This window comes from Chryseomicrobium aureum, from assembly GCF_016909155.1.
In the GTDB taxonomy this organism is placed as follows: domain Bacteria; phylum Bacillota; class Bacilli; order Bacillales_A; family Planococcaceae; genus Chryseomicrobium; species Chryseomicrobium aureum.
Map to the genome: position 1 here is coordinate 1 of NZ_JAFBFG010000023.1, position 12,756 is coordinate 12,756.

Below are 12,756 nucleotides of genomic sequence, written 5' to 3' on the forward strand. Positions count from 1 at the left end.
CCTGAAAATATCGTATGATGAGGGGATTTTTTTGTCCATAGCTGAAAGCTCTCAGGAACCCCCTGCATTGCAGGGGGTATTCAGATTACAAAAAAGGGAGAACCAAAAAAGAGGTTCTCCACATTATTATTTTCCTTGATTAGTTTTTCTCATCTCTTTAAAACCTTCTGGCTGTGGTGGTACGTTAGATGTCATAAAATCAACAAATTCCTTCTCGTTATCGAATTTCAATGCTTCATTGTGACGTTTTTCAAATCCAACGGTTGAAGAAGGCTTACCACTTAAACCACGTCCGCAAACTGAGCCTGAAAATGCTCCCGGAAACAATTCAATATGGTCTTCTAATTGAGTAATTTTTTGTATGCTTTGATACAAATCTTTTGCTCCTTCTTCAACAGACACAGCCAATTCAGTTCTACCTGCATCTCCAACCATTAATGTGTGTCCTGTTAAGACAAACCAAGGTTCATCTGCTCTACGTTTATCCGAAACAACGATAGAAATGTGTTCTGGCGTATGACCCGGCGTATGCAAGAATTTTAGTAGTGTATTTCCTGCTAATAGTTCATCCCCATCTTCAACAGGAGTAAATTCATAACTTGTATCCGCTGAAGAATGAAGGACATATTTTGCACCTGTTTTTTCAGCTAATTTTCTTGCACCTGATACATGGTCAGCATGAAGGTGTGTATCAATAACATAAACAATATTCATGCCTAAATCTTGAGCTTCCTTTACATAAAAATCAACTTCATCTTCTAGTGGGTCTACTACTACCCCTTGAGATTGGCTTCCACAACCAAAGAAATATGATGCTGCTACTGGATTAGTGTGTAAATATTGGCGAAATAACATTTTTAAATTCCTCCTTAAAATTAATGAATATATTCAGCTTGTTTCCACTCATGAACACCTTCTTCCATACGATAAGCTTCGTATCCAAGGGAGTTTAATGTTTCAACAGCTTGTGTGGCAAAAGCACAATATGGTCCGCGACAATAAGCAATGATTTTTTTATTTTTTGGAAGAGAAGAAATATGTTCTTCCAAGTCTAGAACAGGCATCGATAGTGCTCCCGTAATATGTTGGCTTTTATATTCATCTTCTGGTCTAACATCGATTAGAACAGCCTCACCATTTTGTATTTCTTCCAACATATCTTTAAGTTGCACTATTTTAATCTTTTCATTTCTTTCTATATAGTCTTTTCTTACGTGTGTAATATCGCTAAACTGCATTTCAGCTAAATTTTTAACTGAACGCAAAAGTTTGACTACGTTATCATCTGCTAAAGAGTAGTAGACAAAGTTTTTGTCCTTGCTAAATTTAACTAATTTAGCTTCTAGCAGTGACTGAAGATGTTTTGACGTATTGGCTACAGACATTTTTGCTTCTTTAGATAATCGCTCCACTGTTTTGGGTCCTTGAGATAAATAATCTAATAACTCAAAGCGCTTTGGACTAGAGAGAGCTTTACTAATTCGAGTGAATTGACTGTATACAAGGTCTTTAAATTCTCTAGACTCCAAATCATCACCTCTAATCTATTCAACTAATTGATTGAATAGTTGAATTGTACAATATATAATTTGATTTGTAAAGTGGTTCGCTAAATTGAAGAATACAGGTGATAAAAATTAGATATATTTTATTATTCACAAAGAGGAGAAAAAAATGAGGTATAGAGTGTCTGATTTACCTAATCAGGGAATGTGGAGTAATTTATTTGACCAAATTTTCATGTTGCAAACATTGGAATTAACGACCGACATTGAAAACTACTTCGATATTAGTTGTGGATATGGAACATTAACAAGCCAAATGAAAAAATCGGTTCCTAAACGTTGTAAGGAACCGATTTTTTCTATACTTTTGCTTAACGTTGTAAATCCGCATTTTCCTGACGGTACCCCTATTAAAAAGGTTAAAGAAACCATTTTTAAGTTCTATATTGCTAATACCCTGTTTGAATAAGCCCAATCTTATTTCTGACCTCTTCTTTCTGAGTATTGCAAGACAATAAAAAGGAAGCAGCGACTAGCTGCCTCCTTGCTGTGTCCAATTTATGATTTTTTTTACAAGATCTCTGTCCAGATTTTGATGGCTGTCCCTAAAATCAACAGCGCTAAAATCCATTGGAGATATTTCGTATTCATCTTTTGACCCAGCTTGGCACCAAGCGGGGCTGCCAAAATACTAGCGACGATCATGACCGCTGCGGGACCGTAAAGAATCTGATCAGTAACAATTTTTCCAACTGTCGAACCGATTGACGAAATGAACGTAATCGCCAGTGAAGTCGCAATGGTCATCCGCGTTGGAATCTTCAAGACGACCAGCATAATTGGCACAAGGATAAAGGCACCTGCTGCACCGACAATACCTGCCGCAATCCCGACGATGAACGCCAGTCCGGCAGCCAGCCATTTATTGAATGTCACTTGGTCGGTCGGAATATCGTCGACTCCTTTTTTTGGAAGGAACATCATAACTACAGCGATTGTTGCCAAAATAGCATAGACGATGTTGATCGCCTGTTCTGACATCAGCGTCGAACCGTAGCCCCCGATAAAACTGCCGACCAGGATGGCACCGCCCATATAAGCGATCAGTGTTTTATTCAGATAGCCGCTGCCGCGGTAGGCCCATACACCTGCGATGGTGGCGAAGAACACCTGAATGGCACTGATGCCGGATACTTCATGAGCGCTGAATGCCGTATAGCCGAGTATGACCGGAATATAAAGCAGCATCGGGTATTTGATGATCGAGCCACCGATTCCGACCATTCCGGAGATGAAGGAACCGATGAAGCCGATCAGGAATATGATGATAATAAAATCAAAACTCATCTTTTGTCACCTCTTCCAAAAGCGAAAAGGGTATCATGGCGATACCCTTTTACAACTCTTAGCCTTTCTTGATCCAGAATTTAAGGACGCCGTCTTCTTCTTGTGTATCCAACAATTCATGGCCGCCTGATTTTGCCCATGCAGTCATATCAGCTTTTGCACCTTTATCTGTCGCAAGAATTTCCAGGATCTGTCCGGATTCAAGCTCTTTCATTTCTTTTCTTGTTTTCACGATCGGCATTGGGCATGCCAGGCCTTTTGCATCTAATACTTTATCTGCGTTCAACAAAATCTCTCCTTTTGGGTTTGTATTGTTTTAATTTCAATAAAAATATCTTTTACTTACCGAACCGCACAACGGTTTGGTCCAATTTCCATTTCACGCTGAACTTCTTCGTCAGGCGTGATTTTGCCCATATTGGTCTTACGGATGTCCTCATAAGCATTCGGCTGCGGCGGCAGGTTTTTCGTTACCATGTCGCGGAACTCCTGCTCATCTTCGATATTCAATCCGTGGTTTTCTTTGAAAAGGTCGCTTAGTTTTTTTGCGACGCTTCCGTCCGTGTTCAGCTCCTCCATGATCATGAAGTGAGCCGGTAAAACAATCAGCTCATCCGCCAATTCTGCATAACGGCTGTAAAGCGATTCACGCAGGTCGCCGACCCAATCTTCTGCAAGGCCTGCAAGGTCAGGACGTCCGATGGAATCGATGAACAGGATATCGCCTGTCATCAAGTACTGATCATCTACGATAAATGATGTCGAACCGATTGTATGCCCCGGCGAGTATAATGCTTCAATTTCAATTTTTGATTCGCCTAATGCCACTTCAAGGCCATTGACCAATTCCGCATAATCGAATACCACTTCTTCAGCGTCAGCCGGCGGCAGGTAATACGTTGCGCCTGTTGCTTCAGCGATTTGGCGTCCTCCGGAAATGTGGTCTGCGTGCAAGTGTGTATCGAATACGTGCTTGATCTTAGCACCTTTTTCCTGCGCGAAATCCAAGAAGATATCAGTCATGCGTGTTGCATCGATAATAGCGGCTTCACCGTCTGAGATGGCCATGTAAGAAAGGCAGCCTTTTCCGATGCGAACAAATTGATACAATTCCCCGCCATTTTTCAAATCGCCGACTTTCACTGGTTCCAGGTGTTCACTCCACGCTTTCATGCCGCCTTCAAGGTACGCCGCGTCGACGCCTTCTTCATCCAGCATTTCAGCTACCATCACAGAAGATCCTTCTTTCGCGCAAACGACAAGAATGTCTCTGTCTTTCGGAAGTTCTGAAACCACTTCTTCGACACCGTCCAATAAATCAAAATAAGGTGTATTCAGATACTGAATGTTACCGCCTTCGATTTTCCAGTCGGCGAAAGCGTCGCCGTTGCGTACATCAAGGATAAATAAAGGCTGGTTATCGATTACTTTACGTGCTACTTCTTTTGCGGTCATTGCTTTTACAGTCAATTTAAATACCTCCATCCGTATATTCTCGTTGAGTTTTTACGAGATTAAAATGTTAATGTAACGTCTGCGTCTTTTGCGAATTCAAGGAATGTGACCGCTCCGCCAACATCAATGCCATCGACGAAAGCTTCTTTCTCAAGGCCGAATAAATCCATTGTCATTTGGCAGCCGATGAATTTCACGTTAAGTTCCTGCGCCATTTCAACCAGTTCCGGGATTGCCGGTACATTTCCTTTTGCGAATCCTTCAGCAATCTGTTCCTTGCCTTCAGGAAGCGGCAATTGGCCATATGCTTCTTTATTGATCAAGTTCAATCCTTCGAATGTAAAGAAGATGGCCACTTCGTGATCACTTGCCGCTGCTGCTGTTGCGATATTATATACTTTATAAGCATCGAATAATGTTCCGTTTGATGCGATAATTGCTGTTTTTCCTGCCACTTGGAATTCCTCCCGGTAATTTGTATTTTAAAATTGCTTACGCGTTGTTTTGTTCAGTTGCGCCGTCCCACTGCGTCATGCCTTCGACAGCATTTTTTACACGTGTGAATCCTTTGTCAGCCAATTGTTTCGCTGCGAAATCACTGCGGTTGCCGGTGCGGCAGATGACGATCACTTCTTTTTCTGCGTCAAGTTCTCCACTGCGTTTTTCCAGTTCGCCAAGCGGAATGGAAACTGCGCCTTCGATGTGGCCAAATGCATATTCCGCCGGTTCGCGGACATCGAGTACGATGACATCCTCACGATTTAACTCCTGTTTCAATTCAGCGTTCGTTACGGTATGCGGGAAACGGATTTCCTCTTTTTCTTCCGACTGGTCCGCTTTGCGCAAATAATGCTTCAGCACATCGCCTTCCTCGGATGAACCAAGATATTGGTTGCCGCTGCTTTTTGCCCAGGCTTTCAGATCAGCAAGCGATCCTTTATCTGTTGCCTGCACTTCGATGACCTGTCCGGGTTCCATCTCATTCATCGCTTTTTTCGTGCGCACGATCGGCATCGGGCAAGCAAGCCCTTTTGCATCCAGTAATTTATCTGTTTGTATCATCAAAATTCCTCCCAATTTACCCTATGGGGTATATTTTCATTTAAAAAAATTTACTTATTCAGTCGGTCCGTCCCAGTCCAGCATGCCGCCTTGCATATTGATAACGTTGTAGCCTTTAGCTGCAAGCAGTTCTGATGCCATTCCGCTACGGCTTCCTGAACGGCATACCATGATGTGTTCTTTCGATTTATCAATATCCTGCAAACGGAACTCGATAAGCCCTAAAGGAATATTTACTGCACCTGGAATTTTACCAGCTTTCACTTCTTCAGTTTCCCGTACATCAATGATTGAAACATCTTTATTGTTATTCATATATTCTTGTACTTCTTGCGCAGTCATTGTTTTCATTCGTTATTCCTCCTTAAAATTAGGCGCGGTAGCTTCCCATGCCGCCTTTTACATTGATTACATCGGTAAAACCATTTTTGTTAAGGATTGAAGCAGCTTTGCTGCTTCGCTTACCGCTTTGGCAAATAACATAGGTTTCTTTGTTTGCGTCGAGTTCACTTACTCGCCCAGGCAATTCATTCAATGGAATGTTCTTGAATTCCTTGATGCGGTTTGCCTTAAACTCTCCAGGCGTCCGTACATCAATGAATTGTTTATCTTTTTTCTTCAATTGAGATTTCAGCTCGTCAGTGGAAATGGATTTTGCACCTTTTGCCGTCGACATGGCGCGGTAACCGATAAATACGATTACTGCTCCGATTAAAACGATTAACCAAGTATCCATGTTTTCCCTCTATTAGATGAACAAGTTTACATTGCCGTCTTCAGCATCCGCCAGATAAGCAGCTACACCTGCGTACGTAACATCTTCTAGCAATTCTTCCTGTTTCAATCCAAGAAGATCCATGGTCATCGTACATGCGACCAGATTAATTTCCTGTTCCTGTGCCATCTCGATCAATTGTGGCATCGTCATAGCATTGTGCTTGTTGATGACTTGTTTGATCATTTTCGGGCCCATACCGCCCATATTCATATTGGATAAGCCCATTTTGTCTGCGCCGCGTGGCATCATTTTGGCAAATTGCCGTTCCAAGAACGTTTTCTTCACTGTCGGCGGATTGTCTTTTCTCAGTGCATTCAATCCCCAAAAGGTGTGGAAAATGGTTACTTTATGATCATAGGCAGCTGCCCCGTTTGCAATGATGTAAGCCGCCATCGCTTTGTCATAATCTCCGCTGAATAAGATGATGTTCGTTGTCTTTGTCTGTTCCATTTGTTTGTTTCCCCCTACAAATATACCCCAGCGGGTATATAAAAGTCAAAATAAAAAATTCACCGGCTTAAGCGACAAGAAAATAAATACCTACAGAGGTATGTTAACATCTGAGAAAAAATTCGTCAACCCTTCCGTTTGACGAATTTTCTTATCGGCTTTTCACAAGCAGACTGACTGCGTCTTTTACAAGATTATCTGTGCTTTCCCCTTTTTCAAGGCTTTCACGTACACATTGCTCCAGGTTTTCGCTGACGATTACGCCGATTGCGCGATCCACTGCACTTCTGACAGCGGACAATTGCGTAACGACATCACGGCAGTCATCGTTTTCATCTACCATACGGATCACACCTTTTAACTGGCCTTCAATTCGCTTTAAGCGATTCTGGACTTGTTTATCGTATTCCATCTTTGCTTGCCTCCTTGTTGAACTCTTTATTAATACTATAACCCTATTATATACCCCTTAGGGTATAATTTCAAGTGATTGAACTGAGGATTAAAAACGGATAATCCGTTGACCTGTGCCTAGTTTAGGACTAAACATTTCCGCGGTCAAGGATTATCCTTTTCTTCTATTATACAGCACAGTTATTCGGACCGGTTTCCATTTCTTTCGCTTCTTCAAGCGGCGGATGGATCTTGCCCATATTCGTCTGCCGAATTTCTTCGTAAGCATTAGGCTGATCTTTCAGACCTTCCGTCACCCGTTTGATGAACTTTTCTTCATCATTAATCTGCAGACCTTCATTGTTCTGATAAAGGATAGACAATTTCTCGGAAACACTGCCGTCTTCATTCAATTCACTGACGTCCGCATAATGGGCTGGAAGCACAAGCAGATCGTCCGCTAATTTCTTGTAGCGGCTGTACAGGGTTTCGTACAGATCACCCGCCCAATCTCCCACTTTTCCGGCAAGGTCCGGGCGTCCGATGGATTCAACAAACAGAATGTCACCCGTCAGCAGATATTTATTGTCGACAACGAATGTGGTGCTGCCGATCGTATGCCCCGGAGAGTATACAGCTTCTATTACCGCGCTGCCAACTTCCAGTTCCATGCCGTCGGTTACCGGTTCAAAAGCAAAAACGACTTCTTCTGCATCGTCCGGCGGCAAATAATAAGTGGCATTTGCCGAGTCCGCCAGTTTTTTACCCCCTGAAATGTGATCGGCATGCAAATGCGTATCGATTACATGCGTGATTTCCAACCCTTTTTCACGCGCAAACTCTTCATAGGTTTCTGTCATTCGGCTGGCGTCGACGATTGCGGCCTCTCCGTCGGATTCGATCAAATAAGACAGGCAGCCTTTGCCCAGGCGCACAAACTGATAAAGCGCCCCGCCGGCCACTTCGCCGATTTTGACAGCTTCAAGCTGTTCACTCCAGGCAGCCATCCCGCCTTCAATCGAAACCACGTTATCGAAACCATTTTCCTGCAAAAAGGCTGCAGCTTTTTGTGAAGTATTTCCTTTTCCGCAAACCGTATACAGCGTCTGGTTTTCCGGCAGCTCTTTCAAGTCAGACGAGTCGGAATTACTCAACTCTTTGAAAGGTATATTGATTAATTGAACATGATCGCCTTCAATTTTCCAGTCTTCCGATTCCTCTTTGCTGCGGACATCCAAAACATAAATCGGTTCATTCTTAAAAACCTGATGAGCCACTTTCTTAGGTGATACGGATTTTACTGTCATATACAATTCCTCCTTGCCAATAATTCTCTGATTACCGCACGGGGTATATAAAATGCTAAAAATTTTTGGCTTAGACTGTCTTGTCGATGCAGCCGATCAATCTCTTCTCAATATCCACTGCGATTTCTTTGATCGAATCGTTATTGACCATCTGGATTAACTCGCTTGGTTTCGGCATGCCGATTTTCGTAGTGCCTTTTTCTTCATAGACAACAATTTTACATGGCAGGAAATAGCCGACCATTAAATCTTCCGACAGCACGCGGTTTGCTTCCTGCGGGTTGCAGACTTCAAGTATCGTATAAGGCGTGCTGAAATCAGTTCCTTTTTCCTGAAGCTTCGCCGTCAAATCGAAATTCCAAAGCACCCCGAATTTCTCGTCTTTCAGGTTCGCTTCCAAATCACGGACTGCTTCGTCCCTGCTCTTGCTTGTTTCTACTGTATAATCAAACATTTGTATTGCTCCTCTCTTTTAAATACTCATTCTTTTGATAAATTTCCCTCATTAAGCCGTGTAAAACATTTTTTATCAAATTAAGCCGTTAGTACTGAGTGAAAATAAGGAAAAACAGAAATGCGATTCCTGCCAGGAACGCAAATTTTTGAGATGGTCACAAGGAATTCCAGGAATTTTTCATAACTGCTCCTTTCTCTGCACAGACACTGCAGTGTTAAACCCCTTTATCAAGAGGCACCGTAAACCAGAATGTGTAACAGTTATTCGATGGATCAAATCCTATTTCGCCTTTATGGCGTTCAATGATTTCTTTTGAAATCGCCAGTCCCAGGCCGCTTCCTCCGGTCTCCCTGTTCCGGGAAGGATCCGTCCGGTAGAACCGTTCAAATATTTTTTCACTGTCCGTTTCCGGAATTTCCTGTCCTTCACTGATAATGGACACCCGGTAATGCGCCTCTTCAATTCTCCCGATCAGCTGAATCGGACTGTCGCCTTCATAATAAAGAATGGCGTTCTCGATGATATTGCTGAGCACCTGCTGGATGCCGCCGTTACAAACCCGCACGTTTCCAGGCTCAGCGTCGATCCGGACAGGAATCTCCTGTTCCTGCAGCTGCCAGTGAAACATATCAGCCGTTTGCCGGATCAGCCGGCCCATTTCTTCCGGCTTTGTTTCGGCATATGTCTGCACAGCGTCAAAATCCCATTCTTTCAACTTTTCCAGTTGCTCGACCATCACTGTCAGCCGCTTCGCTTCACCGTGAAGCGATTTGAACAGTTCCACATTGCCGGCAATGACGCCATTGCTCAAAGCATTCATATAGCCGTTTAAATTTGATAGCGGCGTTCTGAATTCATGGGACAGATCCGACACGATTTTCCGCCTTGATTGTTCATTGGTTTTCAGCTGCTGCATCAGTTCGTTGAAATGGACAATCAATTCCGCCACTTCGCCTTTGGACCGGCTCTGAATGGTTTCCGGATAATGCCCTTCTTTCATGACTTTCGTTGATTCGATTAACGTTTTTAAAGGGCGCATCAATTTTTTTGTCAGATAAAAGTGGATCAGGCTTCCCAGGACGATGGTCGAGACACTGAAAATCCAGAGATATTGCCACAGGGTTGCACTGAACTGCTCCTGCCTGTACGCATCTGTTCCCATCCCGCCAACCAATCCACAGGCTGCATGATAAATCGTGAAACTGCTCAGGATGACAAGGACCGTCAAGGTGAGGATATTCAAAAAGGTCAGCCGCCAAAGAATTTGTTTCGGCCAAAATGACTTGATGGAATCAAACATGGATAAATTTATACCCCATTCCTCTGACTGTCAGGATGCGTTTCGGAGAAGAAGGCTCATCTTCGATTTTTTCCCGCAGATTTTTGATATGGGCATCTATGGTCCGGTCCAGTACCATCTTATCGTTATACGGATACAATTGATGGATCAGATCTTCCCTGCTGAGCACCATATTCGGATTGTCCATGAAGTGAAAAAGGAGATTGAACTCATGCTTGGTCAATGGCAGCGTTTTGCCGTATAACTCCACTTCCCCTTTTCTCGGCATGATGGAAAGGCCGGCGCAAGTGATTTTTTGGCAGAACTGACCGGATCGGCGCAGCACTGCTTCAACATGGGCAACCAGTTCATCGGGATCAAAGGGCTTGATCATGTAATCATCCGCCCCCATTTTTAATCCATTGATCCGGTCACTCGTTTTCGCTTTTGCCGAAAGCATAATAATGGAGACTTCGTTCCGTTTCTGGCTCCTGAACCACCCGCATAATTCCTCGCCGCTTATTTTCGGCAGCATGAGATCCAAAATGACCAAACAGGGCTGAAACGCAAGAAAAGCTTCTTTCGCCTCTTCGCCGTCTGCGGCCGCCTTTACTTCATAACCTTCTTTCCTCATATAAATGGAAACAAGCTCGCGGATCATCGGATCATCTTCGACGACTAATACAGTAGGTTTCAACAACTTCACCTCTTAAAAAATTAATAAAAACTCAGTCCATGTTCTTCACTTCCCGGATCATGATGTCATGGTTCATGGCACCCGGTGCGACAAACGAGATGCGCCCTTTCGAATCGATCAAGTAAGAGGTGGGATAGGCCTGCACTCTATATTTATCAGAGACTTCCGACTCCCGGTCCATTAAAATGGGGAAAGTCAGCCCGTAATCCGCTATGAAATCCACAACATTTCCTTCGTTGCCTTCAGTTTTGGTCAGATTGACGGCCAATATTTCCACCGGCACTTCCTGTTCTGCGTACAGCTTCTGCATATCCGGCATTTCTGCTCTGCAAGGCGGGCACCAGGTAGCCCAGAAATTCACGAAGACGCGTTCGCCGCGGTAATCGGATAAGCGCACCGTCTCCCCGTCCATTGTCACCAATTCAAAATCCGGTGCAAGATCCCCGATCATCAGCCCCGTTTCTGCTGACTCTTCAGCATCCTGCACTTCAGCTGATTCTTTGCCCGAAAAGGCCATATCATAAAAAGCCCAGCCCACCATTGCAGCTATGATAACACCCAATACTATTTTTTTCATGGTTTTCAACCTCCTGTTTTATCCTAAGTTCGCAAGCCACGTATCCTGAATCAGATCCAGCAGGGCTCCGGTTATGGCCGGCATCTGCCCGAAGAACAGGACAAGACCCATCGCGACCATGACGATGCCGCCGGCTTTCATGATGATCTGGCTTTTGCGGACAATCCATTTTGTCGAACCGATGAAGAACGTCAAAATAATGAACGGCAAAGCAAAACCGATGACGTACATCACTGTATAAAAAATCCCCTGGCCCGGATTGCTGACGGCCAGTATCAGAATGGAACCAAATACAGGTCCGATGCACGGCGTCCATCCAGCCGCGAACCCCAGACCGATGATGAACGTTCCAACATAGCCGCTTGGCCGCCTGCTGAATTGAAAACGCTGTTCTTTCATCAAGCCGGTGAGGTTAAGCCAGCCGCCGATGAACAGTCCCATAACTACGATGAATATCCCGGCAATGCGCTGGATGAAAAGACCGGAATCTCCCATCAGCAAATTCTGCACCCATTGGCCGAAAAAGGATGCTCCAGCTCCCAGGCTGATAAATACGAGAGAGACGCCTGCAAGAAATACCAGCGAATGGCTGAACAGCCTGCCCTGTATTTTCCTGTCCCGGTCTCCCTGCAGTTCTTTCACACTGATGCCGGTAATATAGGACAGGTATGCCGGAAATAACGGCAGGACGCATGGTGACAAAAAGGATATCGCCCCTGCTCCGAGAGCCAGGAACATTCCTACCAGCAAAAGCGTATCCGGTTCAATTGTGCTCATCAATAACACTCCTTCTATAAGTTAAAAACATCAAAAACTGCCCGGCTGCAAAAAGAATGACGATAAACCACGGTTCCATCAGATAGCCGAACATGGAAACATGCGGCTGAATCATCAGGAGCAGGAGCATTCCTGCTGTCCAGCCCGACAGGATGGCATTCCCGACAGCAACAGGGGATATCCTGTCATTCAAAGCCAGGAACAGCATCAAAAGAACAGCATGCAGAACAATGCTCTCAAGTGCCGATGACTCATTGTTCCAGGTCCATCCGGCGAACTCGTAAAAGAACGCCGCCGGCAACAGGATATACAATAAGGTTTGGATAAACGCCCATCCCTCAATCCGCTCCTTTTTCATGCCATAACCGATGAGTCCCGCACTGAAGAGGATGGCCAGGTAAAAAGCATTCGATCCGCTTGGATAGGCAAGCACCGCAAGCGGATCGCTTAAAAATAAAGGCAAGTCCAATAAAATTTTGGCGAGCCAGATGAACAGGACAAAATTCATGATCTGAGAAACGGCTTCTTCCGCCAGTTTTTTCCTGCGCTCTTTTTCAAAGCCGCTTATGAGATAAAAAATGACGATTCCTGACACGACACTGATGATCTTGATGGAAATGGAAATTATGGCAGCTGTTTGCATGGTTCCCCTCACTTCTGCTGTATTGCGTT

The 12,756-nt window shown here is 44.2% G+C and carries 19 protein-coding genes; 1 reads left to right on the forward strand and 18 read right to left on the reverse strand.

What is annotated here, in order from left to right:
• Positions 1-126: 126 nt before the first annotated feature.
• Both JOD03_RS12620 and JOD03_RS12625 read right to left on the reverse strand, forming a co-directional pair.
• Positions 127-855 (reverse strand): MBL fold metallo-hydrolase, encoded by a 729-nt coding sequence (locus JOD03_RS12620; protein WP_204591662.1) that lies wholly within the window; start codon positions 853-855, stop codon positions 127-129.
• Positions 856-875: 20 nt separating this feature from the next.
• Positions 876-1,529: an ArsR/SmtB family transcription factor gene (locus JOD03_RS12625; protein WP_204591663.1), complete on the reverse strand. Its 654-nt coding sequence runs from the start codon at positions 1,527-1,529 to the stop codon at positions 876-878.
• Between the two features lie 157 nt (positions 1,530-1,686).
• Here JOD03_RS12625 and JOD03_RS12630 point away from each other — a divergent pair, with 157 nt between their 5' ends.
• Complete coding sequence (locus JOD03_RS12630) at positions 1,687-1,974, forward strand: hypothetical protein (protein WP_204591664.1); 288 nt, start codon at positions 1,687-1,689, stop codon at positions 1,972-1,974.
• A 101-nt stretch (positions 1,975-2,075) separates the two neighbouring features.
• Here the strand turns inward: JOD03_RS12630 and JOD03_RS12635 are convergent, their stop codons facing one another.
• From JOD03_RS12635 to JOD03_RS12710, 16 genes are all read right to left on the reverse strand, one after another.
• Complete coding sequence (locus JOD03_RS12635) at positions 2,076-2,852, reverse strand: sulfite exporter TauE/SafE family protein (protein WP_204591665.1); 777 nt, start codon at positions 2,850-2,852, stop codon at positions 2,076-2,078.
• 58 nt (positions 2,853-2,910) lie between these two features.
• On the reverse strand, positions 2,911-3,138 hold the full coding sequence (locus JOD03_RS12640; RefSeq protein WP_204591666.1) for a sulfurtransferase TusA family protein: 228 nt from the start codon (positions 3,136-3,138) through the stop codon (positions 2,911-2,913).
• A 56-nt stretch (positions 3,139-3,194) separates the two neighbouring features.
• Positions 3,195-4,322, reverse strand: coding sequence for an MBL fold metallo-hydrolase (locus JOD03_RS12645; RefSeq protein ID WP_204591668.1), 1,128 nt, complete (start codon positions 4,320-4,322; stop codon positions 3,195-3,197).
• A gap of 44 nt (positions 4,323-4,366) precedes the next feature.
• Entirely contained in the window at positions 4,367-4,762 is a 396-nt protein-coding gene (locus JOD03_RS12650) for a DsrE/DsrF/DrsH-like family protein (RefSeq protein ID WP_204591670.1), read from the reverse strand.
• Between the two features lie 37 nt (positions 4,763-4,799).
• Positions 4,800-5,369 carry a sulfurtransferase TusA family protein gene (locus JOD03_RS12655; protein ID WP_204591672.1) on the reverse strand — a complete coding sequence of 190 codons (570 nt, stop codon included), beginning with the start codon at positions 5,367-5,369 and terminating at the stop codon, positions 4,800-4,802.
• Positions 5,370-5,423: 54 nt separating this feature from the next.
• Positions 5,424-5,720, reverse strand: coding sequence for a rhodanese-like domain-containing protein (locus JOD03_RS12660; protein WP_204591674.1), 297 nt, complete (start codon positions 5,718-5,720; stop codon positions 5,424-5,426).
• Between the two features lie 19 nt (positions 5,721-5,739).
• Positions 5,740-6,105: a rhodanese-like domain-containing protein gene (locus JOD03_RS12665; RefSeq protein ID WP_204591675.1), complete on the reverse strand. Its 366-nt coding sequence runs from the start codon at positions 6,103-6,105 to the stop codon at positions 5,740-5,742.
• Positions 6,106-6,117: 12 nt separating this feature from the next.
• Entirely contained in the window at positions 6,118-6,597 is a 480-nt protein-coding gene (locus JOD03_RS12670; RefSeq protein ID WP_204591676.1) for a DsrE/DsrF/DrsH-like family protein, read from the reverse strand.
• A 151-nt stretch (positions 6,598-6,748) separates the two neighbouring features.
• The gene (locus JOD03_RS12675; RefSeq protein WP_204591677.1) at positions 6,749-7,009 is read right to left on the reverse strand and encodes a metal-sensitive transcriptional regulator; all 261 of its coding nucleotides are present in this window, start codon (positions 7,007-7,009) and stop codon (positions 6,749-6,751) included.
• 169 nt (positions 7,010-7,178) lie between these two features.
• Positions 7,179-8,297, reverse strand: a complete 1,119-nt coding sequence (locus JOD03_RS12680) for an MBL fold metallo-hydrolase (RefSeq protein ID WP_204591678.1) — start codon at positions 8,295-8,297, stop codon at positions 7,179-7,181.
• A 70-nt stretch (positions 8,298-8,367) separates the two neighbouring features.
• Complete coding sequence (locus JOD03_RS12685; protein WP_204591679.1) at positions 8,368-8,751, reverse strand: DUF302 domain-containing protein; 384 nt, start codon at positions 8,749-8,751, stop codon at positions 8,368-8,370.
• A gap of 217 nt (positions 8,752-8,968) precedes the next feature.
• The gene (locus JOD03_RS12690; protein ID WP_204591680.1) at positions 8,969-10,054 is read right to left on the reverse strand and encodes a sensor histidine kinase; all 1,086 of its coding nucleotides are present in this window, start codon (positions 10,052-10,054) and stop codon (positions 8,969-8,971) included.
• The gene (locus JOD03_RS12695; RefSeq protein WP_204591682.1) at positions 10,047-10,730 is read right to left on the reverse strand and encodes a response regulator transcription factor; all 684 of its coding nucleotides are present in this window, start codon (positions 10,728-10,730) and stop codon (positions 10,047-10,049) included. Before JOD03_RS12695 ends, JOD03_RS12690 begins: the two co-directional genes overlap by 8 nt.
• 31 nt (positions 10,731-10,761) lie before the next feature.
• A complete protein-coding gene (locus JOD03_RS12700) occupies positions 10,762-11,307 on the reverse strand; it encodes a redoxin domain-containing protein (RefSeq protein ID WP_204591684.1) in 546 nt (181 codons plus the stop codon).
• 18 nt (positions 11,308-11,325) lie between these two features.
• On the reverse strand, positions 11,326-12,084 hold the full coding sequence (locus tag JOD03_RS12705) for a cytochrome c biogenesis CcdA family protein (RefSeq protein WP_204591686.1): 759 nt from the start codon (positions 12,082-12,084) through the stop codon (positions 11,326-11,328).
• A complete protein-coding gene (locus JOD03_RS12710; RefSeq protein WP_204591688.1) occupies positions 12,071-12,727 on the reverse strand; it encodes a hypothetical protein in 657 nt (218 codons plus the stop codon). The genes JOD03_RS12705 and JOD03_RS12710 overlap by 14 nt, the downstream gene beginning before the upstream one ends.
• Positions 12,728-12,756 lie beyond the last annotated feature (29 nt).

What these genes read in the sequence shown, in the direction of transcription:
- JOD03_RS12710 (WP_204591688.1), bottom strand. Translation starts at nt 12,727, where the DNA reads ATGCAAACAGCTGCCATAATTTCCATTTCCATCAAGATCATCAGTGTC.
- JOD03_RS12680 (WP_204591678.1), bottom strand. Translation starts at nt 8,297, where the DNA reads ATGACAGTAAAATCCGTATCACCTAAGAAAGTGGCTCATCAGGTTTTT.
- JOD03_RS12675 (WP_204591677.1), bottom strand. Translation starts at nt 7,009, where the DNA reads ATGGAATACGATAAACAAGTCCAGAATCGCTTAAAGCGAATTGAAGGC.
- JOD03_RS12665 (WP_204591675.1), bottom strand. Translation starts at nt 6,105, where the DNA reads ATGGATACTTGGTTAATCGTTTTAATCGGAGCAGTAATCGTATTTATC.
- JOD03_RS12655 (WP_204591672.1), bottom strand. Translation starts at nt 5,369, where the DNA reads ATGATACAAACAGATAAATTACTGGATGCAAAAGGGCTTGCTTGCCCG.
- JOD03_RS12700 (WP_204591684.1), bottom strand. Translation starts at nt 11,307, where the DNA reads ATGAAAAAAATAGTATTGGGTGTTATCATAGCTGCAATGGTGGGCTGG.
- JOD03_RS12685 (WP_204591679.1), bottom strand. Translation starts at nt 8,751, where the DNA reads ATGTTTGATTATACAGTAGAAACAAGCAAGAGCAGGGACGAAGCAGTC.
- JOD03_RS12635 (WP_204591665.1), bottom strand. Translation starts at nt 2,852, where the DNA reads ATGAGTTTTGATTTTATTATCATCATATTCCTGATCGGCTTCATCGGT.
- JOD03_RS12660 (WP_204591674.1), bottom strand. Translation starts at nt 5,720, where the DNA reads ATGAAAACAATGACTGCGCAAGAAGTACAAGAATATATGAATAACAAT.
- JOD03_RS12690 (WP_204591680.1), bottom strand. Translation starts at nt 10,054, where the DNA reads ATGTTTGATTCCATCAAGTCATTTTGGCCGAAACAAATTCTTTGGCGG.
- JOD03_RS12705 (WP_204591686.1), bottom strand. Translation starts at nt 12,084, where the DNA reads ATGAGCACAATTGAACCGGATACGCTTTTGCTGGTAGGAATGTTCCTG.
- JOD03_RS12670 (WP_204591676.1), bottom strand. Translation starts at nt 6,597, where the DNA reads ATGGAACAGACAAAGACAACGAACATCATCTTATTCAGCGGAGATTAT.
- JOD03_RS12620 (WP_204591662.1), bottom strand. Translation starts at nt 855, where the DNA reads ATGTTATTTCGCCAATATTTACACACTAATCCAGTAGCAGCATCATAT.